19 protein-coding genes are annotated in these 25,666 nt (G+C 72.6%); 10 read left to right on the forward strand and 9 right to left on the reverse strand.

The window, feature by feature from the left end; all coding sequences use genetic code 11:
* Positions 1-43: 43 nt before the first annotated feature.
* Genes AB0E77_RS18430 through AB0E77_RS18445 form a run of 4 tightly spaced genes read left to right on the forward strand, consistent with a single transcriptional unit; the run spans position 44 to position 2,113 of the window.
* The gene (locus tag AB0E77_RS18430; protein WP_361571592.1) at positions 44-250 is read left to right on the forward strand and encodes a hypothetical protein; all 207 of its coding nucleotides are present in this window, start codon (positions 44-46) and stop codon (positions 248-250) included.
* Entirely contained in the window at positions 247-462 is a 216-nt protein-coding gene (locus AB0E77_RS18435; RefSeq protein ID WP_361571595.1) for a hypothetical protein, read from the forward strand. Before AB0E77_RS18430 ends, AB0E77_RS18435 begins: the two co-directional genes overlap by 4 nt.
* Positions 463-484: 22 nt before the next feature.
* Positions 485-1,252: a DNA repair protein RecO gene (gene recO / locus AB0E77_RS18440; protein ID WP_361571598.1), complete on the forward strand. Its 768-nt coding sequence runs from the start codon at positions 485-487 to the stop codon at positions 1,250-1,252.
* Positions 1,253-1,282: 30 nt separating this feature from the next.
* Positions 1,283-2,113, forward strand: a complete 831-nt coding sequence (locus AB0E77_RS18445; protein ID WP_361571601.1) for an isoprenyl transferase — start codon at positions 1,283-1,285, stop codon at positions 2,111-2,113.
* A 76-nt stretch (positions 2,114-2,189) separates the two neighbouring features.
* Here the strand turns inward: AB0E77_RS18445 and AB0E77_RS18450 are convergent, their stop codons facing one another.
* Genes AB0E77_RS18450 through AB0E77_RS18465 form a run of 4 tightly spaced genes read right to left on the reverse strand, consistent with a single transcriptional unit; the run spans position 2,190 to position 5,333 of the window.
* On the reverse strand, positions 2,190-2,609 hold the full coding sequence (locus AB0E77_RS18450) for a transcriptional repressor (RefSeq protein WP_361571604.1): 420 nt from the start codon (positions 2,607-2,609) through the stop codon (positions 2,190-2,192).
* Positions 2,610-2,668: 59 nt separating this feature from the next.
* The gene (locus AB0E77_RS18455) at positions 2,669-3,571 is read right to left on the reverse strand and encodes a metal ABC transporter permease (RefSeq protein WP_361571607.1); all 903 of its coding nucleotides are present in this window, start codon (positions 3,569-3,571) and stop codon (positions 2,669-2,671) included.
* Positions 3,571-4,341 (reverse strand): metal ABC transporter ATP-binding protein, encoded by a 771-nt coding sequence (locus AB0E77_RS18460; RefSeq protein WP_361571610.1) that lies wholly within the window; start codon positions 4,339-4,341, stop codon positions 3,571-3,573. The genes AB0E77_RS18455 and AB0E77_RS18460 overlap by 1 nt, the downstream gene beginning before the upstream one ends.
* Positions 4,342-4,367: 26 nt before the next feature.
* Positions 4,368-5,333 (reverse strand): zinc ABC transporter substrate-binding protein, encoded by a 966-nt coding sequence (locus AB0E77_RS18465; protein WP_361571613.1) that lies wholly within the window; start codon positions 5,331-5,333, stop codon positions 4,368-4,370.
* Positions 5,334-5,483: 150 nt separating this feature from the next.
* On the opposite strand from AB0E77_RS18465, the gene AB0E77_RS18470 reads away from it, so the two are divergent.
* Positions 5,484-6,866 carry a glycine--tRNA ligase gene (locus tag AB0E77_RS18470; RefSeq protein ID WP_361571615.1) on the forward strand — a complete coding sequence of 461 codons (1,383 nt, stop codon included), beginning with the start codon at positions 5,484-5,486 and terminating at the stop codon, positions 6,864-6,866.
* Positions 6,867-7,010: 144 nt separating this feature from the next.
* Here AB0E77_RS18470 and AB0E77_RS18475 read toward each other — a convergent pair whose 3' ends face one another.
* Complete coding sequence (locus AB0E77_RS18475) at positions 7,011-8,075, reverse strand: chitinase (RefSeq protein ID WP_361571618.1); 1,065 nt, start codon at positions 8,073-8,075, stop codon at positions 7,011-7,013.
* Between the two features lie 63 nt (positions 8,076-8,138).
* The gene (locus tag AB0E77_RS18480) at positions 8,139-9,581 is read right to left on the reverse strand and encodes an MFS transporter (RefSeq protein ID WP_361571621.1); all 1,443 of its coding nucleotides are present in this window, start codon (positions 9,579-9,581) and stop codon (positions 8,139-8,141) included.
* A 93-nt stretch (positions 9,582-9,674) separates the two neighbouring features.
* On the opposite strand from AB0E77_RS18480, the gene AB0E77_RS18485 reads away from it, so the two are divergent.
* Positions 9,675-10,622 (forward strand): helix-turn-helix domain-containing protein, encoded by a 948-nt coding sequence (locus AB0E77_RS18485; protein ID WP_361571722.1) that lies wholly within the window; start codon positions 9,675-9,677, stop codon positions 10,620-10,622.
* A gap of 240 nt (positions 10,623-10,862) precedes the next feature.
* Here the strand turns inward: AB0E77_RS18485 and AB0E77_RS18490 are convergent, their stop codons facing one another.
* Positions 10,863-11,864: a hypothetical protein gene (locus tag AB0E77_RS18490; RefSeq protein WP_361571624.1), complete on the reverse strand. Its 1,002-nt coding sequence runs from the start codon at positions 11,862-11,864 to the stop codon at positions 10,863-10,865.
* Between the two features lie 61 nt (positions 11,865-11,925).
* On the opposite strand from AB0E77_RS18490, the gene AB0E77_RS18495 reads away from it, so the two are divergent.
* The gene (locus tag AB0E77_RS18495) at positions 11,926-16,290 is read left to right on the forward strand and encodes a cation-translocating P-type ATPase (RefSeq protein WP_361571627.1); all 4,365 of its coding nucleotides are present in this window, start codon (positions 11,926-11,928) and stop codon (positions 16,288-16,290) included.
* 133 nt (positions 16,291-16,423) lie between these two features.
* On the opposite strand, the gene AB0E77_RS18500 is transcribed toward AB0E77_RS18495, so the two are convergent.
* Complete coding sequence (locus AB0E77_RS18500; RefSeq protein ID WP_361571630.1) at positions 16,424-17,869, reverse strand: MFS transporter; 1,446 nt, start codon at positions 17,867-17,869, stop codon at positions 16,424-16,426.
* Positions 17,870-17,975: 106 nt separating this feature from the next.
* Between AB0E77_RS18500 and dusB the strand changes: the two genes are divergently transcribed.
* Complete coding sequence (gene dusB / locus AB0E77_RS18505; RefSeq protein WP_361571633.1) at positions 17,976-19,142, forward strand: tRNA dihydrouridine synthase DusB; 1,167 nt, start codon at positions 17,976-17,978, stop codon at positions 19,140-19,142.
* Between the two features lie 21 nt (positions 19,143-19,163).
* Here dusB and AB0E77_RS18510 read toward each other — a convergent pair whose 3' ends face one another.
* Positions 19,164-20,780, reverse strand: coding sequence for a CDP-alcohol phosphatidyltransferase (locus tag AB0E77_RS18510; protein ID WP_361571725.1), 1,617 nt, complete (start codon positions 20,778-20,780; stop codon positions 19,164-19,166).
* 673 nt (positions 20,781-21,453) lie between these two features.
* Here AB0E77_RS18510 and ppdK point away from each other — a divergent pair.
* The gene (gene ppdK / locus AB0E77_RS18515) at positions 21,454-24,174 is read left to right on the forward strand and encodes a pyruvate, phosphate dikinase (protein WP_361571636.1); all 2,721 of its coding nucleotides are present in this window, start codon (positions 21,454-21,456) and stop codon (positions 24,172-24,174) included.
* 279 nt (positions 24,175-24,453) lie between these two features.
* Positions 24,454-25,656 carry an acyltransferase gene (locus tag AB0E77_RS18520; protein WP_361571639.1) on the forward strand — a complete coding sequence of 401 codons (1,203 nt, stop codon included), beginning with the start codon at positions 24,454-24,456 and terminating at the stop codon, positions 25,654-25,656.
* Positions 25,657-25,666: the final 10 nt, after the last annotated feature.

Below are 25,666 nucleotides of genomic sequence, written 5' to 3' on the forward strand. Positions count from 1 at the left end.
CTGGAGGCACGAAGAGTGAAACCGGAAAGGGCAGGGGAACACGGTGGAGGCAACACACTCGGCGCACTGTGCCGAAGAAGCGGAGGACACGGTGGAAGAATTGCGCGCGGCACTCGGGACGGCCGGAATCACACTGCCGTCACTCGGGATCGACCCGGTGAGTCTCGCGCGGGAGGCACCTTGTCCGCTCATCGAATTGGGACGATGTTCCGTGGAGACCGCGCGGCGTCTCGCGGCGGCGCTGCGATGAGGCCGGCGATCGGGTCCCACGCCGTCGACACCCGCACCGGACGCGTCGGCATCGTCATGGGACACGAGGGACCGTACGTGCAGCTGCGGCCGTACGGAGGCGGGCGGGAGTGGGACGCCGAGCCGGGTGACGTACGTCACGCCACCCCCGCCGAGCGGCTCAGTGCGGCCACGGCCTACACCAACGCGCGAAGTCGCGGCGAGGTGCCTTGAGACATGCTGGAGAATGGGCTCCATGAGTCTGTTCCGCGACGACGGCATCGTGCTGCGCACCCAGAAGCTGGGTGAGGCGGACCGGATCATCACCCTGCTCACGCGCGGTCACGGACGCGTACGCGCCGTGGCGCGCGGGGTGCGCCGCACGAAGTCGAAGTTCGGGGCGCGGCTGGAGCCGTTCTCGCACGTGGACGTGCAGTTCTTCTCGAAGGGCAGCGAGCTGGTCGGGCGCGGCCTGCCGCTGTGCACGCAGAGCGAGACCATCGCGCCGTACGGCGGCGGGATCGTCACGGACTACGGCCGGTACACCGCCGGGACGGCCATGCTGGAGACCGCCGAGCGGTTCACGGACCACGAGGGCGAGCCGGCCGTGCAGCAGTACCTGCTGCTGGTCGGCGCGCTGCGGACCCTCGCCCGGGGCGAGCACGCGCCGAACCTCGTGCTCGACGCGTTCCTGCTGCGCTCGCTGGCGGTGAACGGCTACGCCCCGACCTTCGGGGACTGCGCGAAGTGCGGCATGCCCGGTCCGAACCGGTTCTTCTCGGTCGGATCGGGCGGTTCCGTCTGCGCCGACTGCCGGGTGCCCGGCAGCGTCGTACCCTCGCCGCAGGCCCTCGGGCTCCTCGGAGCACTGCTCACGGGAGACTGGGAGACCGCGGACGCGTGCGAGGCGCGGTACGTCCGGGAGGGGAGCGGGCTGGTGTCCGCGTACCTGCACTGGCACCTGGAGCGCGGCCTGCGCTCCCTGCGGTACGTCGAGAAGTCCTGGACAGGCCAAGAGCCCTAGACAGGCAGAGCACGAGGAGACGAAAGACACATGGCCGTACGCGCATTCCTGGGGCTTCAGCGCCGGGAGTACAAGACGCCGGAGCCGCACCCGTCCGGCGCGCGGCCGCCGAGGCTCGGTGAGCTGGTGCCGGAGCATGTGGCGATCGTCATGGACGGCAACGGGCGCTGGGCCAAGGAGCGCGGGCTGCCGCGCACCGAAGGGCACAAGGTCGGCGCCGAGCAGGTCATGGACGTCCTCCAGGGGGCGATCGAGATCGGCATCGGCAGCATCTCGCTGTACGCCTTCTCCACGGAGAACTGGAAGCGCTCGCCGGAGGAGGTGCGCTTCCTGATGAACTTCAACCGCGACTTCATCCGCAAGTCCCGCGACACCCTCGACGAGCTCGGGGTGCGGGTGCGCTGGGCGGGGCGGATGCCCAAGCTGTGGCGGTCGGTCGCCAAGGAGCTCCAGATCGCCCAGGAGCAGACCAAGGACAACGACCGGCTCACGCTGTACTTCTGCATGAACTACGGCGGCCGGGCCGAGATCGCCGACGCGGCGCAGGCGCTCGCGCAGGACGTGCGGGACGGGCGGCTCGACCCGGCGAAGGTCAACGAGAAGACCCTCGCGAAGTACCTGTACTACCCGGACATGCCGGACGTCGACCTGTTCCTGCGGCCGAGCGGGGAGCAGCGGACGTCGAACTACCTGCTGTGGCAGAGCGCGTACGCCGAGATGGTGTTCCAGGACGTGCTGTGGCCGGACTTCGACCGGCGCGACCTGTGGCGGGCGTGCCTGGAGTTCGCGTCCCGGGACCGCCGCTTCGGCGGGGCGATCCCGAACGAGGAACTGCTCGCGATGGAGGGCCGCCAGGCGTAGGTGCGGGTACGGGCGCGGGGCCGGAGCGTCGGCCCCGGCCCCGCGTCTCGTGCTCCGCGGCCCAGCTCTCCGCGGCTCAGCTCTCCGCGGCGGCCGCGCAGTCCGCGCAGGTGCCGAAGATCTCCACGGTGTGCGCCACGTTCACATAGCCGTGCTCGGCGGCGATGGCCTCCGCCCACTTCTCCACCGCGGGGCCCTCGACCTCGACCGCCTTGCCGCAGACACGGCAGACGAGGTGATGGTGGTGGTCGTCGGTGGAGCAGCGGCGGTAGACCGACTCGCCCTCTGCGGTCCGCAGGACGTCGACCTCGCCGGCGTCGGCGAGGGACTGCAACGTGCGGTAGACCGTGGTGAGTCCCACCGAGTCGCCCTTGTGCTTGAGCATGTCGTGGAGCTCCTGCGCGCTGCGGAACTCCTCGACCTCCTGGAGGGCCGCCGCCACGGCGGCCCGCTGCCGGGTGGCGCGGCCCTTCACGGGCGGTCCAGCGGTCGTCACGGGGTGCCTCCTCACGTCTGCACTGCCGGGGCCATTGTGCCAGCCCGGGCTGTCAGCGGTCAGACGCCGACTTCGTCGCCGGACCCCCGGGTGGCCGGAATCCTGCACTCCGCGGGATCCCCGTCGGACCGGGCGAGGGCGGCGGCCCGCGCGCGTCGCCGGGCCAGCGGTGTGGCCAGCGCGGTCAGCGCGATGAACGCGGCGATGGTGAGCAGCACGATCGTCGCGCCGGGCGGGACGTCCTGGTAGTACGAGGTCACCGTGCCGCCGATGGTCACAAAGACGCCGATCGCGACGGCGACGGCGAAGGTCGCGGCGAAGCTGCGGCTGAGCTGCTGGGCGGCGGCCACCGGGACCACCATCAGCGCGGAGACGAGCAGCAGCCCGACGACGCGCATCGCGACCGTCACCGTGACCGCGGCCGTGACGGCGGTCAGCAGATTCAGGGCGCGCACCGGCAGCCCGGTGACCCGGGCGAACTCCTCGTCCTGGCTGACCGCGAACAGCTGACGGCGCAGACCCAGGGTGACGAGGACCACGAAGGCGGCCAGCACGCAGATCGCGGTGACGTCGGACTCGGAGACCGTCGACAGGGAGCCGAAGAGGTACGAGGTGAGGTTGGCGTTGGAGCCGCCCGGCGCGAGGTTGATGAACATGACGCCGCCGGCCATGCCGCCGTAGAAGAGCATGGCGAGGGCGATGTCGCCGCGGGTCTTGCCGTACCAGCGGATCAGCTCCATGAGGACCGCGCCGAGGACGGAGACCAGCGTCGCCATCCACACCGGGGACCAGGAGAGCAGGAAGCCGAGGCCGACGCCGGTCATCGCGACGTGGCCGATGCCGTCGCCCATCAGGGCCTGGCGGCGCTGGACCAGGTAGACGCCGATGGCGGGGGCGGTGATGCCGACCAGGACGGCCGCGAGCAGCGCCCGCTGCATGAAGGCGTAGTTCAGGAATTCCATCAGCTCAGCAGTCCCGTGCGGATCGGTTCGGCGCCCGCGGGTGCGTGCGGGTGCACGTGGTCGTGGCCTGGCAGGGCGTGCTGGCCGACGGCCTTCGGGGGCGGGCCGTCGTGCAGGACGCAGCCGTCGCGCAGCACGACGGCCCGGTCGATCAGCGGCTCCAGGGGGCCCAGCTCGTGCAGGACGAGCAGCACGGTGGTGCCGGCCGCCACCTGCTCGCGCAGCGTGGCGGCCAGCACCTCCTGGCTGGCCAGGTCGACGCCCGCCATCGGCTCGTCCATGATCAGCAGCTCGGGTGCGGAGGCGAGCGCGCGGGCGATCAGCACGCGCTGGTGCTGGCCGCCGGAGAGGGCGTCCACGGAGTCCTTGGCCCGGTCGGCCATGCCGACCATCTCCAGCGCCCGGCGCACGGCCTCGTGGTCGGCCTTGCGCAGCACGCCGAAGCGGGCCCGGGAGAGGCGGCCGGAGGAGACGACCTCGGTCACCGTCGCGGGCACGCCGCCCGCGGCCGTGGTGCGCTGCGGGACATAGCCCACGCGCGCCCAGTCGCGGAACCGGCGGCGCGGGGTGCCGAACAGCTCGATCTCCCCGGCGCCGGCCGTCACCTGGCCGATGATCGTGCGCACAGCCGTGGACTTGCCCGAGCCGTTGGCGCCGAGCAGGGCCACGACCTCGCCGCGGCGCACGGTGAGGTCGATGCCGCGCAGGACGGGGCGTGAGCCCAGCTCGGCGTGGACGCCGCGCAGGGATATGACGGTCTCGTCGCTCACGAGGTCCTCCGTAACGGTCGAAACGCTCACTTGGCGCCGAGAGCGGTCTCGAGCGCCTTGAGATTGGACTCCATGACCGCGAGGTAGTCGTCACCCTTGGACTTCTCGGTGATGCCCTCCAGCGGGTCCAGCACGTCGGTCTTCAGGCCGGCGTCCTTGGCGAGGGTCTTCGCGGTCTTGTCGGACACCAGTGTCTCGTAGAAGACGGTGGTGACGCCGTCGGCCTCGGCCTCCTCCTGGAGTTCCTTGATCCGGGCGGGGCTGGGCTCGCTCTCCGGGTCGAGGCCGTTGATGGCCTCCTGGGTGAGTCCGTAGCGCTCGGCGAGGTAGCCGAAGGCGGCGTGGTTGGTGAAGAAGACCTTGGTGTCGGTCTTCGCCAGGCCGTTCCTGAACGCGGTGTCCAGGCCGGCCAGCTTCCCCGCCAGCGCCTCGGCGTTCTTGCGGTAGTCGGCGGCGTGGTCCGGGTCGGCCTTCTCGAAGGCCTTGGCGACGCCCTCGGCGACCTCGGCGTACCTCACCGGGTCCAGCCAGAGGTGCGGGTCGAGGGCGTGCCCGTCCTCGGAGTGCTCCTCCTCGGCGTGCTCCTCGCCCCCGTGGTCGTGCTCCACGCTCCCGTGGTCCTCGAGCTTCGTCAGCGCGGCCGCGTCGATCTTGGTCTTCACGTCGGACTGCGCGACGGCCTCGTCCACGGCGGGCTGGAGGGACTTCAGGTAGAGCACCGCGTCCGCCTCGCCCATCTCGGCGGTCTGCTTCGTGCTGAGCTCCAGGTCGTGCGGCTCCTGGCCGGGCTCGGTGAGGGTGGTGACGTTCACATGGTCCCCGCCGATCTGCTCGGCGAGGTACTGCATCGGGTAGAAGGACGCGACGACGTCGAACTTGTCCGTGTTGCCCGCCGCCGCGCTGTCGCCGGAGCAGGCGGAAAGGGTGCCGAGGCCCAGTGCGGTGGCCGCGGTGACTGCTATGCCGGATATGCGGCGTCGTCGTACGTTCATGACACTCATTTTCAACGATTCTGGAAACCGTTGTCAACAAGCCCCCGTACGGCCCCCGATTTGGCCGGGGGGCGTCCCGCGCCGGTAACCTGAGGCAATTCTCTGGAAGCATCTCGCTTCGTCGCCCGTCGTCGTAATGAAGAGAGCACCGTGGCCGCCGACAAGATCGACACCATCGTCAGCCTGAGCAAGCGCCGTGGCTTCGTATTCCCGTGCAGTGAGATCTACGGCGGCCAGCGCGCCGCCTGGGACTACGGTCCGCTGGGTGTCGAGCTCAAGGAGAACCTCAAGCGCCAGTGGTGGCGCTACATGGTCACCTCGCGCGAGGACGTCGTCGGTATCGACTCGTCCGTGATCCTGGCTCCCGAGGTCTGGGTCGCCTCCGGTCACGTCGCCACCTTCACGGACCCGCTGACCGAGTGCACCTCCTGTCACAAGCGGTTCCGCGCGGACCACCTGGAGGAGGCGTACGAGGAGAAGAAGGGCCACGCCCCCGAGAACGGCCTCGCCGACCTCAACTGCCCCAACTGCGGCAACAAGGGCACCTTCACCGAGCCCAAGCAGTTCTCCGGCCTGCTCTCCACCCACCTCGGCCCGACCCAGGACAGCGGCTCCGTCGCCTACCTGCGGCCCGAGACCGCGCAGGGCATCTTCACCAACTTCGCCCAGGTGCAGACCACGTCGCGCCGCAAGCCGCCGTTCGGCATCGCGCAGATGGGCAAGTCCTTCCGCAACGAGATCACGCCCGGCAACTTCATCTTCCGCACCCGCGAGTTCGAGCAGATGGAGATGGAGTTCTTCGTCAAGCCGGGCGAGGACGAGCAGTGGCAGGAGTACTGGATGGAGCAGCGCTGGAACTGGTACACCGGCCTCGGCCTGCGTGAGGAGAACATGCGCTGGTACGAGCACCCGAAGGAGAAGCTCTCCCACTACTCCAAGCGCACCGCCGACATCGAGTACCGGTTCTCCTTCGGCGGCAGCGAGTGGGGCGAGCTGGAGGGTGTCGCCAACCGCACCGACTACGACCTCGGCGCGCACTCCAAGGCCTCCGGCCAGGACCTCTCCTACTTCGACCAGGAGGCCGGCGAGCGCTGGACGCCGTACGTCATCGAGCCGGCGGCCGGTGTCGGGCGCGCGATGCTCGCCTTCCTGCTGGACGCGTACGTCGAGGACGAGGCGCCGAACGCCAAGGGCAAGCTGGAGAAGCGGACCGTGCTGCGGCTCGACCCGCGGCTCGCGCCGGTGAAGGTCGCGGTGCTGCCGCTGTCCCGCAACCCGGAGCTGTCGCCGAAGGCGAAGGGGCTGGCGCAGGCGCTGCGGCAGAACTGGAACATCGAGTTCGACGACGCGGGCGCGATCGGGCGGCGTTACCGGCGTCAGGACGAGATCGGTACGCCGTTCTGCGTCACCGTCGACTTCGACACGCTGGACGACAACGCGGTGACCGTGCGGGAGCGGGACACGATGAAGCAGGAGCGCGTGTCGCTGGACCAGATCGAGGGGTACCTCGCGTCCCGGCTGGTCGGCTGCTGACCGTTCGTTTGCGGTGAGTACCAGGGGGCTCCGCCCCCTGGACCCCCGGCCTCTGCCCACCCACCACCCGACTCGGTCGGACGGAGGGTGGGCGTTCGGCGTTTCAGGGGGCTCTGCTTCGAGGGTCGGCGGCCTTGTTTCGCGTCAGCGGCCCTGCAGCGACCTCACGTTGTCGCCGAAGGTCCAGTTCTTCGAGCCGTCCCAGTTGAGGGACCACGTCATCAGGCCCTTGAGGGCGCCGTTGTAGCGGGTCCAGGCCTGGGCGACCTGGGACGGGGTCATGTGACCGCCGCCCGCGCCCGGTTGGGCGGGCAGCCCCGGGGCCTGCTTGTCGTACGGGACGCGGATCGTGGTGCCCTGGATCACCAGGCCCCTGTCCAGGCAGTCGGTCTGGGCGGCGAAGCCCTGCACCGTGCCGGCCGCGTAGGAATCACCGGAGCAGCCGTACATGCTGCCGTTGTAGTACTGCATGTTCAGCCACCACAGGCGGCCGTTGTCGGCGTACTTCTTGATGATCGGCAGGTACGCGCCCCAGATCGAGCCGTAGACCACGCTGCCGCCGGTGACGTACGCCGTCTCCGGGGCCATCGTGAGGCCGAAGTTGGACGGCATGCGGGCCAGGACGCCGTCGATGATGCGGATCAGGTTGGCCTGGGACGTGGACAGCCGGTTGATGTCGCCGCTGCCGGTCAGGCCGGTCTCGATGTCGATGTCGATGCCGTCGAAGTTGTACTTCTGGAGGATCGGCACGATCGTGTCGACGAAGCGGTCCGCGACGGCGCTCGAGTTGAGGTCGATGCCGGCCGTCGCGCCGCCGATGGAGAGCAGGATCGTCTGCCCGGCCGCCTTGGCCGCGCACATCTCCGCGGGCGTGGCCACCTTCACGCCCGCGTCCATGCCGTCCTCCCACAGTGCCGTTCCGTCGGAGCGGATGACCGGGAAGGCCGCGTTGAGCACGTTGTAGCCGTGCTGGGCGATGCGGGCGTCGGTGATCGGGGTCCAGCCGAAGGGCGGGTGGACCCCGTTGGCGGCGCCGTCCCAGTTCTCCCAGTAGCCCTGGAGGACCTTGCCGGCCGGCTTCGACTTCACGGCGCAGGTGTCGGCGGCGGGCGCCGGGGCGGGGGCGGCGGACGAGGCGGCGGCGGTCAGGGGGGTGAGGACGGCGGCCGCGAGCGCGGCGGTGAACAGCCGCAGTCGGCGACGGAGCATGGGGGGCCTCCTGTGTGGGGTGAGGTGGCGCAGCCATGACAATCCCTTGGTCCAGACCATTCGTCAAGAGGGGCCGGAGCCGATCGTCCGAGGCAGCCGCAGGCTCAGCAGTCCCGTCAGCGCCACGGCACCCAACTGGACCAGCAGCGTCATCACCAGCGCGTCCCGCATGCCCAGGTCCGGCACCAGGGACAGGAACAGCGTGCCCAGGGCGGCCACCCCGAGCGCCAGCGACGACTGCTGCGTGGTCATCATGACGCCGCTGCCGACGCCCGCGCGGGCAGCCGGCACCTCCGACAGGACGACCCGGAAGACCACCGGGAGCTGGAGCGCCTGTCCGGCCCCGGCGAGCGCCGCGCCCGGCAGCAGCTCGACCAGGCCGAGATCCGGCCAGGAACGCCAGGCGGCCAGCGTCATCAGGGCCAGGCCCGCGCCCTGGAGCACGGCACCCGCCGGCACCACCCGGGTGCCGTACCGGGCGACGAGCCGGGGACCGGCGAGGGAGAAGAGGAAGAACACCCCCGCCAGCGGCGCCAGCGCCGTGCCCGCCGCCACCGGACCGAGACCCGCACCCTGCTGGAGCGCGACCGCGATGACGAACATGAAACCGCTGAAGCCCACCGAGAACGGCACGATCAGCAGCAGCCCGCGGCGCAGCGAGGTGAGCGCGAACAGGCTCGGCGGCACCAGCGGCGTACGGCCCGTGCGGTCCGCCCGGCGCTCCACCGCGTAGAACGCCGCCGCCACGAGCGGGAACGCCGCCAGCGACAGCCACGTCCACAGCGGCCAGCCCGCCGCCCGGCCCTCGGTGAGCGGGACCAGCAGGGTCAGCAGCGAGGCGGCCAGCAGCACCGTGCCGGGGACGTCCACCGGCTCGGGGCGCGCCGAACGGGTCTCCGGGACCGAGCGGACCGCCAGCAGCAGGCCCACCAGGACGACCGGCACGTTCACCAGGAAGACGGAACGCCAGCCGGTGCCCGCGACGTCGGCGGCCACCAGCACGCCGCCGAGGATCTGGCCGGCCACCATCGCGAGCCCGGCCGTGGCCCCGTAGAGGCTCATGGCCTTCGCGCGCCGGGGGCCCGAGGTGGTCGCCTGGATGGTGGCCAGCACCTGCGGGAGCATCGCGGCGGCTGAGGCGCCCTGCGCCACCCGGGCCGCCACCAGCGTCCAGGCGTCCGGCGCCAGACCGCACGCCAGCGAGGTCAGGCCGAAGGCGGCCATGCCGCCCAGGAACAGCCGGCGCCGGCCGAACAGGTCACCGAGCCGGCCGCCGAGGACCAGCAGCACGGCGTACGCCACCCCGTAGCCGGCGACGACGAGTTCGAGGACCGACTCGCCCGCGGAGAGGTCGGTGCCGATGGTGGGCAGGGCGACGTTGACGATGAAGAAGTCGACGAGGGGGAGTGCCGCGGCGAGCAGCACCGTGAACAGTCCGGGACCGCTGAGCGCGGGAGGCGCCGAGGCCGCCGGACGGGCAGGACGTGCAGTGATGGTTTCGGTCACGTGACCGAGACTGCGGCGGCCCCGTGACCGGTACCAGAGTCTCCTTGTCCTGGTAGAAGGAGTACCTGGCAACAGGATCCGGCGGGCGGCACCCTGGTAGGCATGACGACGACGGCCCAGGAGAGCACCATGACGGCGGGCCCGGCGGCCGTACGCCGGACGGACCGGGAACCGCGGCCCCCGGAGACGGCGTCGCGGGTCCGGCGGCACGAACTCGCCGCGTTCCTGCGCAGCCGCCGCGAACGCATCGCCCCCGAACAGGTCGGGCTGCCCCGCGGACGCCGGCGCCGCACCCCGGGGCTGCGCCGCGAGGAGGTCGCCCAGCTCTCGGCCGTCGGCGTCACCTGGTACACCTGGCTCGAGCAGGCCCGGGACATCCAGGTCTCCGTGCAGGTCCTCGACGCCCTCGCCCGCGCGCTGCTGCTCGACCCGACCGAGCGCGCCCACCTCTTCCAGCTGGCCGGCGCCGTCGACCCGGCGCCCGCGACCGACTGCCCGTCGGTCACCCCGGCGCTGCGCGCCCTGCTGGAGCAGTTCGAGCCGTACCCGGCGTGCGTGCAGAACAGCCGGTACGACATCCTCGCCCACAACCGCACCTACGGGCTGCTGCTGTGCGACCTCGACGCGGTGCCGCCCGAGGACCGCAACTGCATGGTCCTGTCCTTCACCCACGCCGAGTGGCAGTCCTCCATCGTCCATCTGGAGGAGACCCAGCGGCTGATGGCCGCCCGGTTCCGCGCCACGATGGCCGGCCATCTCACCGAGCCCGCCTGGAAGGTGCTGCTGACGCGGCTGCGGGCGGAGTCCGCCGAGTTCCGGGAGGCCTGGGAGCGGTACGAGGTGGTCGCCCACCGCGGCAAGCGCAAGGAGTTCCACAACCGGTACGTGGGCCGGGTCCGCGTCGACCACACCGACCTGTGGCTGGGACCGGAGGCCGGGCCCCGCATGGTGACGTACGCGCCGGCCGACGAGACGTCCCGGGAGCGGCTGGAGCGGCTGCACGCGATCGCCCTGGAGCGCGGAGCGATCTCGCCGGGATGACCGCCCGAGGTGCGGGAACCCGGGGATGTGCGGAAGGTGATGTTCCCAGGGTTTCGTCAGTTCGCACAGGGCGAGGACAGTCATGGCTGAGCAGAAGTCGGCGCAGACGCTCCCGCGGCCGTTGCACGCGGCCGCGTCGGTGCTGCGGAAGGTGCCGGGCGCCGGGACGGTCGGCCGGGCGGCCGAGGGGGCGCTGGACAGGCTCGGCGCGGTGTCGCCGCGCGGGCGGCGGATCGTCGTCTACACCGGGGCCGGGGTGCTGGGCGTCGCCGGTCTGGTGGAGTGGCCGGTGGCCCTCACCGGAGCGGCGGTGGCGTGGCTGACGCGGCCACGGCGGGAGGAGTCCGAGGAGGCGGAGGCTTCGGCGGCCGACGCGGTGCCGGCCGCCTCCGGCGGGAAGGCGTCCGCGGGGAGTGTCGCGGCGAAGCGGAACGCCGCGACGAGGACCACGACGCGGAGCGCGTCGGCGGAGACCGGCGTCGCCCGGAAGGGCGCGGCGGCGAGGCGGGTCGCGAGCAAGTCGGCGGCGGCCAGGACGGTCGCGGCGAAGACGGCCGCGGGGAAGTCCGCGGCGCGCGGGCCGGCCGGGACGGCGTCGTCCACCGGGAAGCCCACGGCGCGCGGGCCGGCCTCGACCGCGCCGTCCGCCACCGCGCCGGCCCGGGCCGCGACGGCGGCGGGCGGTGCGGCGGGGGTCAAGTCGGCCCCGACGAAGCCGGCCGCGGGGAAGAGCGCCGGGACCGCCGGGACGGGGGCCGCGGCCGAGAAGGCCGACGCCGGCGCCGGCGGGCGGAAGTCCGCCGCCGCTCGGGCCGTCACCGCGAAGGCCACCTCGGGCGGCGCCGCCGCGCGGAAGAGCGCCGCGACCCGGCCGGCCGCGCAGAAGGCGGCCGCGCGGAAGACGGCCACGCAGAAGAGCACCGCCACCAAGGCCGCCGCACAGAAGGCCACCTCGGGCGGGAGCGCCGCACGGAAGTCCGCCGTCGGGAAGTCCGCCGCCGGGAAGGCCACGGCGAAGGCCGCCCCGTCCGGCACCGCCGCCCGGAAGGCCACCGCGAGCGGTACCGCCGCGCGGAAGTCCGCCGCCGGGAAGACCACCGCGACGAAGTCCGCCGCGACCGGTGCCGCCGCGCGGAAATCCGCCGCGACGAAGGCCACCGCGACCGGTGCCGCCGCGCGGAAGTCCACCGCCGCCAAGACGGGCGCCGCCAGGACGAGCGCCGCCAGGACGAGCGCCGCCAAGACAGGCGCCGCGAAAGGCGCCGCAGGCACCCGTACCGGAAAGGCGGGCTGAGGCGCAGCGATGGCCGGTGGACTTCTGACGCGTTCCCAGAGTGCCGTCGCCGGGATCGTGCTGGCCGGGCCCCGGCTGGTCGCACGCGGCACCGCCCCCGCCGTGGGCGTCGCGGCCGGCGCGGTCGCGGGCACCGCACGGGCCGGTGTGCGCGGCGCGGACTTCGCGGCGCGGGCGGCCCGGGTCGCCCGTGCCGCGCTGCCGGGCGGCACCCGCCACTGGCGGGCCGGCACCCGGGCGCACCTCGCGCTGCGGCCGGCCGCGACCGACAAGGTGCGCCGCGCGGGCGGCACGGAACGCGTCGCGCGCCGCGTCGCGGCGGCCGTCGCCGAGCACCCCGACGTGGCGCTCGCCTACTGGGACCACGGGCTGGCCCGCCTGGTGGTGACCGCCACCGAGGAGGAACTCACCGACCGGGTCGTGGACCACGCGACCGACCTCGCCGCACAGCACGGGCTGATCCGCGCCGACGGCGAGGCCGAGGAGCTGTCCCACCCCGGGGACCCCGCCCCGGTGCGCGTCGCGGCGACCGCCCTCGGCGCCGACGTGCTCGGCGTGGCCGTCGCCGTGACCGCGTCCTCCCTGCGGCTGCCGCCCTCGCCCCGCCTGGTGACCGCGGTGGCGACGCTGCTGCGCGAGAACCCCAGGTTCCGTGCCTGGCTGCGCGAGCGGCTCGGCGCACACCGCATGGACGTGGCGCTGGCCACCGCCAACGCGGCCGTGCACGGCGCGGGCCAGAGTCCGACCTCGCTCGTGCTCGACGGGGCGCTGCGCGCCTGCCAGCTGGGCGAGGCGGTGGCCCGGTCGGCGGCCTTCGAGGCCGTGCACGACCGGTTGTGCGCCCCGGAGCGCGGCAGCCTGCCCGCCGACCTCACCCAGCGCCCGCCGCTGCGCACCTCCCCGGCCCAGGAGTACGCCGCCCACGCCTCGACCGGCAGCGTCGCGGGCGCGGCGGCGACCCTGCTGGTCAAGCACGATCTGGCCGAGGCCGCGGAGGCGGTGCTGGCCGGCTCGCCCAAGGCCGCCCGCTACGGGCCCGCCGCCTTCCACGCCGTACTGAGCGCCGCGCTGGCCCGGACCGGCGTGCTGGTGCGCGACCCGGAGCGGCTGCGGCAGCTGGAGATGACCGGCACGGTCGTCCTGCACCCCAGTGCGCTGCGCACCCCGCACGCGGGGGCGGACCCGTGGACCGAGGACGTCCTGGACGCGGCGCGGCGCGCGGGGCTGCGCGTGGTGATGGTGGAGGATCCGGCGCTGGCCGACTTCACCGGCCTCGCCGACCACGTCGTCAGCGCCCGCCGCCCGCTCCGGGACGTGGTCGAGGGGCTGCGCGCCGAGGGAGGCGGCGTCATCACGGTCGTACGGCCCCTGCCCGGCGACGACGGGACGCTGCTGGACGGGCTGTTCGCCGGGGACGTGGCCGTGGCGCTGGCCGACGCGGACGCGCCGGTGGCGTGGGGCGCGGACGTGCTGGCCCTGGGCGGTCTGGCCGATGTGTGGCGGGTGCTGCGGGCGGTGCCGGCGTCACGCGCCGTCGGGAGCCGCTCGACGACGCTGGCCCGGGCCGGCGCAGCGCTGTCCGGGCTGCTGGTCGCGGTCGGCGAGGCGCGCAGCCGGGGCACCGGTTCGCCGATGCCGGGCCTGCGGCACGCGCCGGTCGACGCGAGCGCGGCCGCGGCCCTGCTGTCCGGGGCGCGGGCCGCCCTCGGCGTGGCGGCGGCGCGCGCCCCGCACCCCCGGCCGCGGGTGGCCTGGCACGCGCTGGACGTGGCGGACGTACGCGACCGGCTGGAGCGCGAGAGCGAGCCCGAGCCGACCGTCGTCGAGCTGGCCCGGCTCCGGATGCGCGAGGCGGCCGAACGGGCGGGCCGGGTGCGGGCGCTGGCGCCGGTGCGGTGGTCGTGGCAGCTGGCCCGGGCCGTGCGCGGCGAGCTGGACGATCCGCTCACGCCCGTGCTGGCGGTCGGCTCGGCGGCCTCCGCGATCCTCGGTTCGGTCGTGGACGCGGCGCTGGTGGTCGGCGCGCTGGACCTGAACGCGCTGGTCGGCGGGTTCCAGCGGCTGCGCGCCGAACGGGCGCTGTCCGGGCTGCTCGCCGAGCAGAAGCAGAAGGCGCGGGTGAGCGAGGAATTCCCGGCCGACGACGACGCGGAGACCCCCGAGGCGGGTACGGAGGCCCCCGCGGACGGCGAGCCGCGCATCGTGGACGCCGCCAAGCTGCACCCGGGGCAGGTGATCGAGCTGAAGGCGGACGACGTCGTGCCCGCCGACGCCCGGCTGCTGTGGGAGGACGGCCTGGAGGTGGACGAGTCCGCGCTGACCGGGGAGTCGCTGCCGGTGGACAAGTGCGTGGACCCGGCGCCGAAGGCCCCCGTGGCCGAGCGGTACTGCATGGTCTTCGAGGGCACGACCGTCGTGGCGGGCCGGGCGCGGGCCGTCGTCGTGGACACCGGCGAGCACACCGAGGCCGCGCGGGCGGTGGCGCTGGCCGCCCGCACGCCGGCGGCCGCGGGCGTCCAGGCCCGGCTCCAGGAACTCACCCGCAAGGCACTGCCGTTGACGCTGGCGGGCGGCGCCGCGGTGACCGGTCTCGCCCTGCTGCGGGGCACGCCGATCCGGCAGGCCGTCTCCGGCGGGGTGTCGGTGGCGGTGGCCGCCGTGCCCGAGGGGCTGCCGCTGGTGGCGACGGTGGCCCAGCTGGCGGCGGCCCGCCGGCTCAGCCGGCACGGCGTCCTGGTGCGCACCCCGCGCACGCTGGAGGCCCTGGGCCGCATGGACACCGTGTGCTTCGACAAGACCGGCACGCTCACCGAGAACAAGCTGCGGCTGTCCCGGGTCGCGGGCGCCGACGGCACCGTCCGCAGGGCGGGCGACCCGGACGCCGCCGGCATCGTGCGGGTCGCCGCCCGCGCCTGCCCGCGCCTGAACGGCGACGACGCCCGCCCGACCCACGCCACCGACGAGGCCGTCCTGGACGCCGCCGGGCCCGACCCCGGGTGGACGCAGGACGAGGGCCTGCCCTTCGAGACCTCCCGCGGCTACGCCGCCGCCGTCGGCCGGGACGCGGACGGCGCCCCCGTCCTGGTGGTCAAGGGCGCCCCCGAGACCGTGCTGCCCGCCTGCGCCGGCTCCTCGTCGCCCGCCTCCGGGGCGGCGCACGACCTGGCCCGCGCCGGGCTGCGCATCATCGCGGTGGCGCAGCGCCCGCTCGGCCGGGGCGAACGGGCGGCCGACGTGCTGGAACAGCCGCTGTCGGGGCTGGAGTTCACCGGTCTGCTCGCACTGGCCGACGTGGCGCGCGAGGAGTCCCCGGCACTGGTGCGCGGGCTGCGCGCGGCGGGCGTACGACCCGTGGTGCTGACCGGCGACCATCCGGGTACCGCCCGCGCCATCGCCGTCGACCTGGGCTGGCCCGAGGACGCGGTCGTGGTCACCGGCGACGAGCTGGCCGCGGCCGACCGCAGGGCACGGTCCCGGATGCTGCGGGACGCGGACGTGGTGGCCCGGGTGGCGCCGGAGCAGAAGCTCCAGGTCGTGGAGTCGCTGCGGGACGCCGGGCGGGTCGTCGGCATGGTCGGCGACGGCGCCAACGACGCCGCGGCGATCCGCGCCGCCGACATCGGCGTCGGCATCAGCGCCCGCGGTTCGGCCGCCGCCCGCAACGCCGCCGACCTGGTCCTCACGGGCGACGACCTGCTGGTGCTGGTGGAGGCGGTGCGTGAGGGCCGGGCGCTGTGGCACAGCGTCGCCGACGCCATCGCCATCCTGATCGGCGGCAACGCGGGCGAGGTCGGCTTCGGCATCCTCGGCACGGTCCTCGGCGGTTCCGCCCCGCTGTCCACCCGTCAGATGCTGCTGGTCAACCTCTTCACCGACCTGTTCCCGGCGATGGCCGTGGCGGTGACGGAGACCGGGGACGCCGAGCAGGAGAAGGACGACGCGGGCGCCCCCCTCGGTACGGCGGTGCTGGGCGAGCCCCTGCTCCGGCAGATCCGGCACCGGGCGATGACCACGGCGCTCGGGGCGACCGCGGCCTGGCTCTTCGGCCGCTTCACCCCGGGCACGCGGCGCCGCTCGACGACCATGGCCCTGTGCGCGGTCGTCGGCACGCAGCTCGCCCAGACCCTCGCCGACCGGCGCGACAGCCGTCTGGTCCAGGTCACCTCGCTCGGTTCCGCCGCCGCGCTGGTCGCCCTCGTGCAGACGCCGGGCGCCAGCCGCCTCTTCGGCTGCACCCCGCTGGGCCCGGTCGCGTGGACGGGCGTGGCCGCGGCGATCGCGCTGGCGCTGGCCGGGCAGCGGGCGCTGCCGGTGGTGGAGGACGCGGTGGCGAAGTTCTGGCCGGGGGTGCCTGCGCCTGCGGCGCTCGGGTGATGCGCCCCAGGGGGTGGCCGCGTCGGGTGGTGTGGCGTGTGCGGGTCGGCGGGGGCTGGTCGCGCAGTTCCCCGCGCCCCTGTGGCATGCGGTGGGCCCGCGTACGAGGCGCGGCTCCCCGTACAGCGTGCCGTCACACCCCCGCGCCGGCCGCCTCCCGCACCTGCGGGGACCGGAGGCGTTCCGCCGTTCGTTCCGCCGTGCGGCGGGCCCAGCGGCCGCTCGTGACGGCGCCGAGGACGAGGACCGCGAGACCGCAGGCGGCCAGGATCCACCAGCCGGGGCGGGCGGCGGAGACGAAGGTGTCGCGGTACGACGACGCGCCCACGCCCGCCGCCAGCACCGCGCCGATCACCGCGACGCCCAGGGTCTGGCCCAGCTGGCGGCTGGTGGAGGCGACGGCCGCGGCCACCCCGGCCTGGGCGCGGGGCATGCCGGAGACCGCGGTGTTGGTGATGGGCGCGTTGACGAAGCCGAAGCCGATGCCGAACAGGACGTAGCCGAGGAAGAGGGTGAGGTCGGACGTCTCGGCCTCGAAGGCGGCGAACAGCACCCCGCTCACGGTCAGCGCGCCGCCCGCGATCAGCAGTGGCAGGCGCGGCCCCCGGCTGCCGACCAGCCGCCCGGACAGCGGGGCGCACAGGAAGGTCGGCACGGCCATCGGCAGCATCCACAGACCGGCCTCCAGGGCGCTCAGTCCGCGCACGTTCTGCAGGTACAGCGTGGACAGGAACAGGAAGCCGCCCAGCGCGGCGAAGGCGCTGATCGCGATGACGGTGGCCCCGCTGAACGGCGCCGACCGGAAGAAGCGCAGCTCGATCAGGGGGTCGGCGCGGCGCGGCTCGTGGACGAGCAGGCCGATCAGCGCGGCGAGCGCCAGGACGGCGTAGGGGAGCACGGGGGCGAACCCGGCGCTCGGCGCCTCGATGATCGCGTACGTCAGCGAGCCGAACAGCACGATCACCATCAGCTGGCCCAGCGGATCGGGGCGGCGGGCCTTCGGGGCGCGGGACTCGGGCACGAAGCGGAGGGTGAGGAGGAGGGCGGCCAGGCCCACCGGGAGGTTGACCCAGAAGATCGAGCGCCAGCCGACCGACTCCACCAGCACGCCGCCCACCAGCGGTCCGGCGGCCATGGAGATGCCGACCACCGCGCCCCAGACGCCGATCGCGCGGGCGCGCTCGCGCGGGTCGGTGAAAGTGTTGGTGATGATCGACATCGCGACCGGGTTGAGCATGGAGCCGCCCACCGCCTGGATCATCCGGAAGACGACCAGTGAGGACAGGTCCGGCGCCAGCGAGCACAGCAGTGAGCCGATGGTGAAGATCACCAGGCCGGTCATGAAGACCCGTCTGCGGCCGATCCGGTCGGCCGTGGAGCCGGCCAGCATCAGCAGCGCGGCCAGCACCAGCGTGTACGCGTCGACCGCCCACTGGAGCCCCGAGGTGCTCGTGTGCAGATCACGCTGCATCGAGGGCAGGGCGACGTTCAGGATCGTGTTGTCGATGCTCACGATCAGCAGGCTCATACAGCAGATGGCGAGCACGAGCAGACGTCGGCGGCGGGTGAGCTCGGGCATGGGCTCCATCGTACGCCCATTTCAATAGTGCGGCTAACTAATGACCGATACACGAGGGTGAGCCGCGCCCGCCGGAGCACCGCCCCGCGTGCGGGACAATGGGGGAATGTCCACGCCCACCGCGCCCGCCCCCGCCACCGCGAAACCGTCGTTGCAGATCGGCCCGCACACCGCCGCACCGCCCGTGGTGCTGGCGCCGATGGCCGGCATCACCAACGCGCCCTTCCGCACGCTGTGCCGGGAGTTCAGCGGCGGCAAGGGCCTGTTCGTGAGCGAGATGATCACGACCCGGGCGCTGGTCGAGCGCAACGAGAAGACCATGCAGCTGATCCACTTCGACGCGACCGAGACGCCGCGTTCGATCCAGCTGTACGGCGTGGACCCGGTGACCGTCGGCAAGGCCGTCCGCATGATCGCGGAGGAGGACCTCGCCGACCACATCGACCTGAACTTCGGCTGCCCGGTGCCCAAGGTGACCCGCAAGGGCGGCGGCTCGGCGCTCCCGTACAAGCGCAACCTGCTCCGGGCGATCCTGCGCGAGGCCGTCTCCGGCGCCGGTGACCTGCCCGTCACCATCAAGATGCGCAAGGGCATCGACGACGACCACCTCACCTACCTCGACGCCGGCCGCATCGCCGTCGAGGAGGGTGTGACCGCCGTGGCCCTGCACGGCCGCACCACCGCCCAGCACTACGGCGGCACCGCCGACTGGGAGGCCATCGCCCGCCTCAAGGAGCACGTCCCGGAGATCCCGGTGCTCGGCAACGGCGACATCTGGTGCGCCGAGGACGCGCTCAGGATGGTCCGGGAGACCGGCTGCGACGGCGTGGTGGTCGGCCGCGGCTGCCTCGGACGCCCGTGGCTGTTCGCCGACCTGGTCGCCGCCTTCGAGGGGCGTACGGACGCCTATGTGCGGCCCACCCTGCGCGAGGTCGCCGACGTGATGGTCCGGCACGCCACGCTGCTGGGGGAGTGGATCGGCGACGAGGCACGGGGTGTCATCGACTTCCGCAAGCACGTCGCCTGGTACCTCAAGGGCTTCGCGGTCGGCTCCGAGATGCGCAAGCGGCTCGCGATCACCTCCTCCTTGGAGGAGCTGCGCGCCGGTCTCGACGAGCTGGACCTCGACCAGCCCTGGCCCACGGGCGCCGACGGCCCCCGCGGGCGCACGTCCGGCAACAACCGGGTGGTCCTGCCGGACGGCTGGCTGAAGGACCCGTACGACTGCGCGGGCGTCGGCGAGGACGCCGAACTGGACACCTCCGGCGGCTGACCCCCTCCCGGCCGGCCGCGTTCACCCCTTGGACGGACGCGGGGTCGAGCCGTACGCCGTCAGGAAGCGGTCGCGGAAGGAGCTCATCCGCCACACCGGGGCGTCGTGGGCGGGCCGGAGGCCCTCGGACCAGTTCCAGTCGTCGATCGCGTCGAGCACCTTCGGGTCCTTCGCGACGATCGAGACGGGCACGTCCCGGCTCGCCCCCTCGCCGCTGACCCGGGCGATCGGCTGGTGGTCGCCGAGGAAGACCAGCACGGTGTCGTCGGTGCCGTAGCGCTCCAGCCACTGGGTGAGGCAGGTGACCGAGTACTGCACCGACTTGCCGTACTCCTCGCGGGACTTCTTGGAGTCGGCGATCACGTCCTTCGACTTCTCGCCCGCCGCCTCGATGCCGTCGAACACCGAACCGTCGCCGAGCTCGTCCCAGCCGACCATCCTCGGGATCGGCGCCCACGGCTGGTGGCTGGAGGTCAGGATGATCTCGGCCATCAGCGGCTTGTCGCGCTTCCTGCCGTGCTCCAGGCGCTGGAAGGCCTCCAGCGCGAACTGGTCCGGCATGGTCGACCAGCTGAACTTCGGCCCCTCGTACCCGAGCCCGCGGGCGTTGTAGACCTTGTCCAGCCCGTGGAACCTCGCCTCCGGCCAGGCCTTCTGCACCCCGGGCATGATGCCGACCGTGTCCCAGGCCCCCGTGTCGCCGAACATCGCGGTCAGCGTGCGGTGGTCGCCCGACGTCACGGTGCGGTAGCGCTGCTGGTTGTCGACCCACAGGCCGGACAGGAAGGTGGAGTGGCCGAGCCAGCTCCCGGCGCCGTACGTCGGCGAGGTCAGCCAGCCGCTCTTCGCCCGGTAGCCCGCCGCGGCCAGCGCCTTCGTGCTCGCGTCGAGCGTCCGGTCCACGCCCGGGGCCATGATCGGGTCCTCGACGGCGCTGCGGCCGTAGCTCTCGATGAAGGTGAAGATCACGTCCTTGCCGCGCAGGTCCGGCACCAGCTGCGCGCCGGGCGTGGCACCGAAGGAGTCCGCCTTCGCCTCCTCGGCGAAGGCCGCCTCGTCCCGCACCGTGTCCACCACGCGCTCGGTCTGCGCCCGCAGGGCGTACGCGGCCCGGCCCGAGGCGAGCGGCATGCCGAAGGCGTGCAGTCCGAGGATCGAGCAGGTGATCCACGCGGTGCCGGCGATCAGCACCCCGCGCGTCGACCGCTCCCGGTGCGCGGCCAGGAGGTCGCCCAGCCGGACCGTCGCCAGCACCATGCACACCAGCAGCAGCAGGGCGAGGGCGACGGCGCCGAGGGCGGCCAGCGTCGCGACCGTCCCGCCGAGCGAGTCCTCGACGTAGGAGCGGGCGTCCTCCAGCAGCCCCCAGTCGAGGACGACGTTGAAGCCCCGGCCCAGGTACTCGCCGAAGCCCATGTCCAGCAGGTTCAGCAGCGTCAGCACGCCCAGGCCGGCGCCGTAGAGCACGGCCGCGATCCGGCGGGGCCGGCGCGGCAGGCCCAGCAGGACGGCGGCGCCGACGACGGCCTCCGCCGGAATCTGCGTGAAGCGGTTCGGCTCCAGCGCGACGTAGGTGTTCGGCAGGAGCAGTGCGGCGAGGACGAGGACGGCGGCCAGGGCCGTGGTGGTCCGGCGCAGGACGAGCGCCGGGACGGGGTGACGGGTGCGCCATGCCCGCCAGTGGGCGAGGCGGGCCCTGAAGGGGTGCGGACGCGCTTCCGTGGGGTCCGTCGCCGTTTCCGTGGGTCCCGTGTCGGTGTCGGGGGCCGCGTGCGGTGGCCGGCGGAAGTGCGTGAAGACAGGCACCCGAAGGTCCTTCCCTGTGGAACCCGGTGGACGGCGGACCCGGTGTGGGGGCCCGGGTCCGCCGCACTGTCGTACGTCCCGTGCGCGGGGTGCGTTCAGCCTGGTGGTGATCCGGTTCGGCGGACGTCCGCATGATGAAATCCGGCGGCGGACGACAGCGTGATTCTCGCCACCTCTGATAGAGGCGGCGCTCAGATGAGCGGATCTTGGGCTGTTCCACTTCTCCAAATCGTGGCACTGAGTGCCATGGCTTGATCGTTCATCGATCGAACTCAAACGTGGAGATTGCCGCTCAGGTGAGCATCCTGGGGCGCCAACGGGGGGTGATTCGTTCAAGAAATGAAAACATGACCGGCCGCTCCCTTGCCCAGCCTTGACTTTCAATCCGCTGGCGGACGAGTGGTTACAGGCGCATGACGCGCAAGTGGACGTACCCAGGTGCCTTCGATCTGGGTAGATTCCTCGCCGTCAGGGCAGCCACCGCGTCTTCGAGGAGTCGAGACCCGTGTCGGAAAACAAAGATCCCCACGTAACGAAGTTCGTCTACGACTTCACCGAGGGCAACAAGGACCTCAAGGACCTCCTCGGCGGCAAGGGTGCCAACCTCGCCGAGATGACCAACCTGGGCCTTCCGGTCCCTCCCGGCTTCACCATCACCACCGAGGCCTGCAAGACCTACCTCGACAGTGGCGAGGAGCCGGCGGCACTGCGTGACGAGGTGAGTGCGCACCTCGACGCCCTCGAGGCGAAGATGGGCAAGAAGCTCGGCCAGGCCGACAACCCCCTCCTCGTGTCGGTCCGCTCCGGAGCCAAGTTCTCCATGCCGGGCATGATGGACACCGTCCTCAACATCGGTCTCTCCGACAAGTCGGTGCAGGGCCTGGCCAAGCAGGCCGGCGACGACCGCTTCGCGTGGGACTCCTACCGCCGCCTGATCCAGATGTTCGGCAAGACCGTCCTCGGCGTCGACGGCGACCTCTTCGAGGAGGCGCTGGAGAAGGCCAAGGAGGCCAAGAAGGTCACGGTCGACACCGACCTGGAGGCCGCCGACCTGAAGAAGCTGGTCACCGCCTTCAAGAAGATCGTGAAGAAGGAGGCCGGCCGGGACTTCCCGCAGGACCCGCGCGAGCAGATGGACCTCGCCATCAAGGCGGTCTTCGACTCGTGGAACGGCGACCGCGCGAAGCTCTACCGCCGCCAGGAGCGCATCCCGCACGACCTCGGCACCGCCGTCAACGTCTGCTCCATGGTCTTCGGCAACCTCGGCCCGGACTCCGGCACCGGCGTCGCGTTCACCCGCGACCCCGCCTCCGGCCACCAGGGCGTCTACGGCGACTACCTCCAGAACGCCCAGGGGGAGGACGTGGTCGCGGGCATCCGCAACACCGTGCCGCTCGCGGAGCTGGAGCAGATCGACAAGAAGTCGTACGACCAGCTGATGCAGATCATGGAGACGCTGGAGAACCACTACCTGGACCTGTGCGACATCGAGTTCACCATCGAGCGCGGCCAGCTGTGGATGCTCCAGACCCGCGTCGGCAAGCGCACCGCGGGCGCCGCCTTCCGTATCGCCACCCAGCTGGTGGACCAGGGTCTGATCGACGAGGCCGAGGCGCTCACCCGCGTCAACGGCGCCCAGCTCGCCCAGCTGATGTTCCCCCGCTTCGACGAGAGCGCCAAGGTCGAGAAGGTCGGCCGGGGCATCGCGGCCTCGCCGGGCGCGGCGGTCGGCAAGGCGGTCTTCGACTCCTACACCGCCGTGAAGTGGTCCCGCTCCGGTGAGAAGGTCATCCTCGTCCGCCGCGAGACCAACCCCGACGACCTGGACGGCATGATCGCCGCCGAGGGCATCCTCACCTCGCGCGGCGGCAAGACCTCCCACGCGGCCGTCGTCGCGCGCGGCATGGGCAAGACCTGTGTCTGCGGCGCCGAGGAGCTGGAGGTCGACACCAAGCGCCGCCGCATGACGGTGCCGGGCGGCCATGTGGTCGAGGAGGGCGACGTCATCTCCATCGACGGCTCCTCCGGCAAGGTGTACCTCGGCGAGGTACCGGTCGTCCCGTCCCCCGTGGTCGAGTACTTCGAGGGCCGCATGCACCCGGGCGCCGACGACGCCGACGAGCTGGTCGAGGCCGTGCACCGCATGATGGCCTTCGCCGACCGCAAGCGCCGGCTGCGGGTGCGCGCCAACGCCGACAACGCCGAGGACGCGCTGCGCGCCCGTCGCTTCGGCGCCCAGGGCATCGGCCTGTGCCGCACCGAGCACATGTTCCTCGGCGACCGGCGCGAGCTGGTCGAGCGGCTGATCCTGGCCGACACGGAGGCCGAGCGCGAGGAGTCCCTCAAGGAACTCCTGCCGCTCCAGAAGAAGGACTTCGTCCAGCTCTTCGAGTCGATGGACGGCCTCCCGGTCACCGTCCGCCTGCTCGACCCGCCGCTGCACGAGTTCCTGCCCGACATCACCGAGCTGTCGGTGCGTGTCGCCCTCGCCGAGTCCCGGCAGGAGCCGCACGAGAACGAGCTGCGCCTGCTCCAGGCCGTGCACCGCCTGCACGAGCAGAACCCGATGCTGGGTCTGCGCGGCGTCCGCCTCGGACTGGTCATCCCCGGCCTGTTCACCATGCAGGTCAGGGCGATCGCCGAGGCCGCGGCCGAGCGCAGGGCGGCCAAGGGCGACCCGCGCGCCGAGATCATGATCCCGCTGGTCGGCACCGTCCAGGAGCTGGAGCTGGTCCGCGACGAGGCAGACCAGGTCATCGCCGAGGTCGAGGCGGCCACGGGCACCAAGCTGAAGCTGTCGATCGGCACGATGATCGAGCTGCCGCGGGCCGCGCTGACCGCCGGTCAGATCGCCGAGGCCGCGCAGTTCTTCTCCTTCGGCACCAACGACCTGACCCAGACCGTGTGGGGCTTCTCCCGCGACGACGTGGAGGCCAGCTTCTTCACGGCCTACCTGGAGAAGGGCATCTTCGGCGTCTCCCCGTTCGAGACGATCGACAAGGACGGCGTCGGCTCGCTCGTCGCCGCCGCCGCGAAGGCCGGCCGCGCCACCCGCCCCGACCTGAAGCTCGGCGTCTGCGGTGAGCACGGCGGCGACCCGGAGTCGGTCCACTTCTTCCACGAGGTGGGTCTGGACTACGTCTCCTGCTCCCCGTTCCGCATCCCGGTCGCCCGTCTGGAGGCCGGCCGGGCGGCCGTCACCGCACAGGGCAGCGACCACCGCTGACCCCGCGCGGGGCACACCAGGCCCCGGAGCCGCCGTCTGTCACCCGACCACCCTCACCGATCGGCGGCGGCTCCGGTCCACGAGAAGAGGCGGCACCCTGTGCGGGGGTGCCGCCTCTCGCGTTCTCCCCGCGTCCACCGCCTGTTGTGTGGTTGCTGTGCCCGAGGTGTGACTCTTCTTTCAGGCCGTACCACAACCACCCTGTTCACCTGTTGGTCATCTGCACGATGGTCCTACGCACCTGACAGCAGTGACAACGATGGCGGGAATGGTGGACGGATGTCCCAGACGGAGCAGGCAAGGCCGGTGGACAAGGCCCCCGGGCAGGACGGGGGCGGGGTGGTGGCGCCGGAAGTGCCGCCCGCCGCCGGTGCGCGCGTGGCCGTCCCGGCCGGACCGGTCGTCAGAGGCAACCGGCTCGCCGCACTGGACGGGCTGCGCTTCCTGGCGGCCCTCGCGGTGGTGCTCTTCCACTTCGTCGGCCAGACCCCCTGGGGCATGTTCGAGGTCTGGGGCCGCCCCTACCAGGCGACCTTCCCCGAGGCGCACCGCTACTTCGCCTTCGGGCGGCTCGGCGTCGACCTGTTCTTCCTGATCAGCGGCTTCGTCATCTGTATGAGCGCCTGGGGGCGCACACCGCGCGACTTCTTCATCTCCCGCGTCACCCGGCTGTACCCCATGTACTGGGTGGCCATCGCGGTGTCGGCGAGCGTCATCTACCTCTTCGACACGCCCTTCGGGCACCCCAACCCGCGGCTGCTCTTCGCCAACCTGACGATGCTGCAGACCCCGCTCGGCGTGGACAACCTCGACTCGGTCTACTGGACGCTCTGGCCGGAGCTCTGCTTCTACCTCACCTTCGTCGTGGTGGTGTGGAAGGGCCTCACCTACCAGCGCGTGGTCATCTTCTGCGGGCTGTGGACGGTCGCCGCGGTGCTGGCGCCCAGCGCCCACATCCCGCTGCTCTCGCTGCTGGTGAACCCGTCCTCCGCGCCGTACTTCATCGCGGGCATGGCCTTCTACCTCATGTACCGCTACCGGCCCACCCCGCTGCTGTGGGGCATCGTCGCCATGTCGTGGCTGCTGGCGCTGCACTTCCTGCTGGCGCCGCGCGGGGGCCGCAACAACTGGGAGACCTGGGCGCCGTGGCGTGGCTGGCTGGTCCTGGTGACCACGGTGTTCTTCGTGCTGATCGCGGTGATCGCGCTCGGCTGGACCCGCAGGATCCGCTGGCGGGGGCTGACGGTCGCGGGGACGCTGACCTTCCCGCTCTACCTGCTGCACGACGTCATCGGCATGACCGTCGCCCACCACTTCGGCGACCGGGTCGACCCCTGGCTTCTGGTCGGGGTGACCGTGGCCGGCCTGGTCCTGCTGTCGTACCTCGTGCAGCGGTTCGTGGAGCGCCCGATCGCGGTGGCCATGCGGCGGCTGCTGAGCAGTGCCGAGTTCAGTCTGCAGCCGCCGAAGCCGCGCCGCTGAGCGGGCGGGG

Source organism: Streptomyces sp. NPDC032940 (genome assembly GCF_040636935.1).
Lineage (GTDB): Bacteria > Actinomycetota > Actinomycetes > Streptomycetales > Streptomycetaceae > Streptomyces.

Coding starts and splice junctions, on each gene's coding strand:
- AB0E77_RS18435 (WP_361571595.1), top strand. CDS start 247: ATGAGGCCGGCGATCGGGTCCCACGCCGTCGACACCCGCACCGGACGC.
- recO (WP_361571598.1), top strand. CDS start 485: ATGAGTCTGTTCCGCGACGACGGCATCGTGCTGCGCACCCAGAAGCTG.
- AB0E77_RS18445 (WP_361571601.1), top strand. CDS start 1,283: ATGGCCGTACGCGCATTCCTGGGGCTTCAGCGCCGGGAGTACAAGACG.
- AB0E77_RS18455 (WP_361571607.1), bottom strand. CDS start 3,571: ATGGAATTCCTGAACTACGCCTTCATGCAGCGGGCGCTGCTCGCGGCC.
- AB0E77_RS18465 (WP_361571613.1), bottom strand. CDS start 5,333: ATGAACGTACGACGACGCCGCATATCCGGCATAGCAGTCACCGCGGCC.
- AB0E77_RS18475 (WP_361571618.1), bottom strand. CDS start 8,075: ATGCTCCGTCGCCGACTGCGGCTGTTCACCGCCGCGCTCGCGGCCGCC.
- AB0E77_RS18495 (WP_361571627.1), top strand. CDS start 11,926: ATGGCCGGTGGACTTCTGACGCGTTCCCAGAGTGCCGTCGCCGGGATC.
- AB0E77_RS18500 (WP_361571630.1), bottom strand. CDS start 17,869: ATGCCCGAGCTCACCCGCCGCCGACGTCTGCTCGTGCTCGCCATCTGC.
- dusB (WP_361571633.1), top strand. CDS start 17,976: ATGTCCACGCCCACCGCGCCCGCCCCCGCCACCGCGAAACCGTCGTTG.
- AB0E77_RS18520 (WP_361571639.1), top strand. CDS start 24,454: ATGTCCCAGACGGAGCAGGCAAGGCCGGTGGACAAGGCCCCCGGGCAG.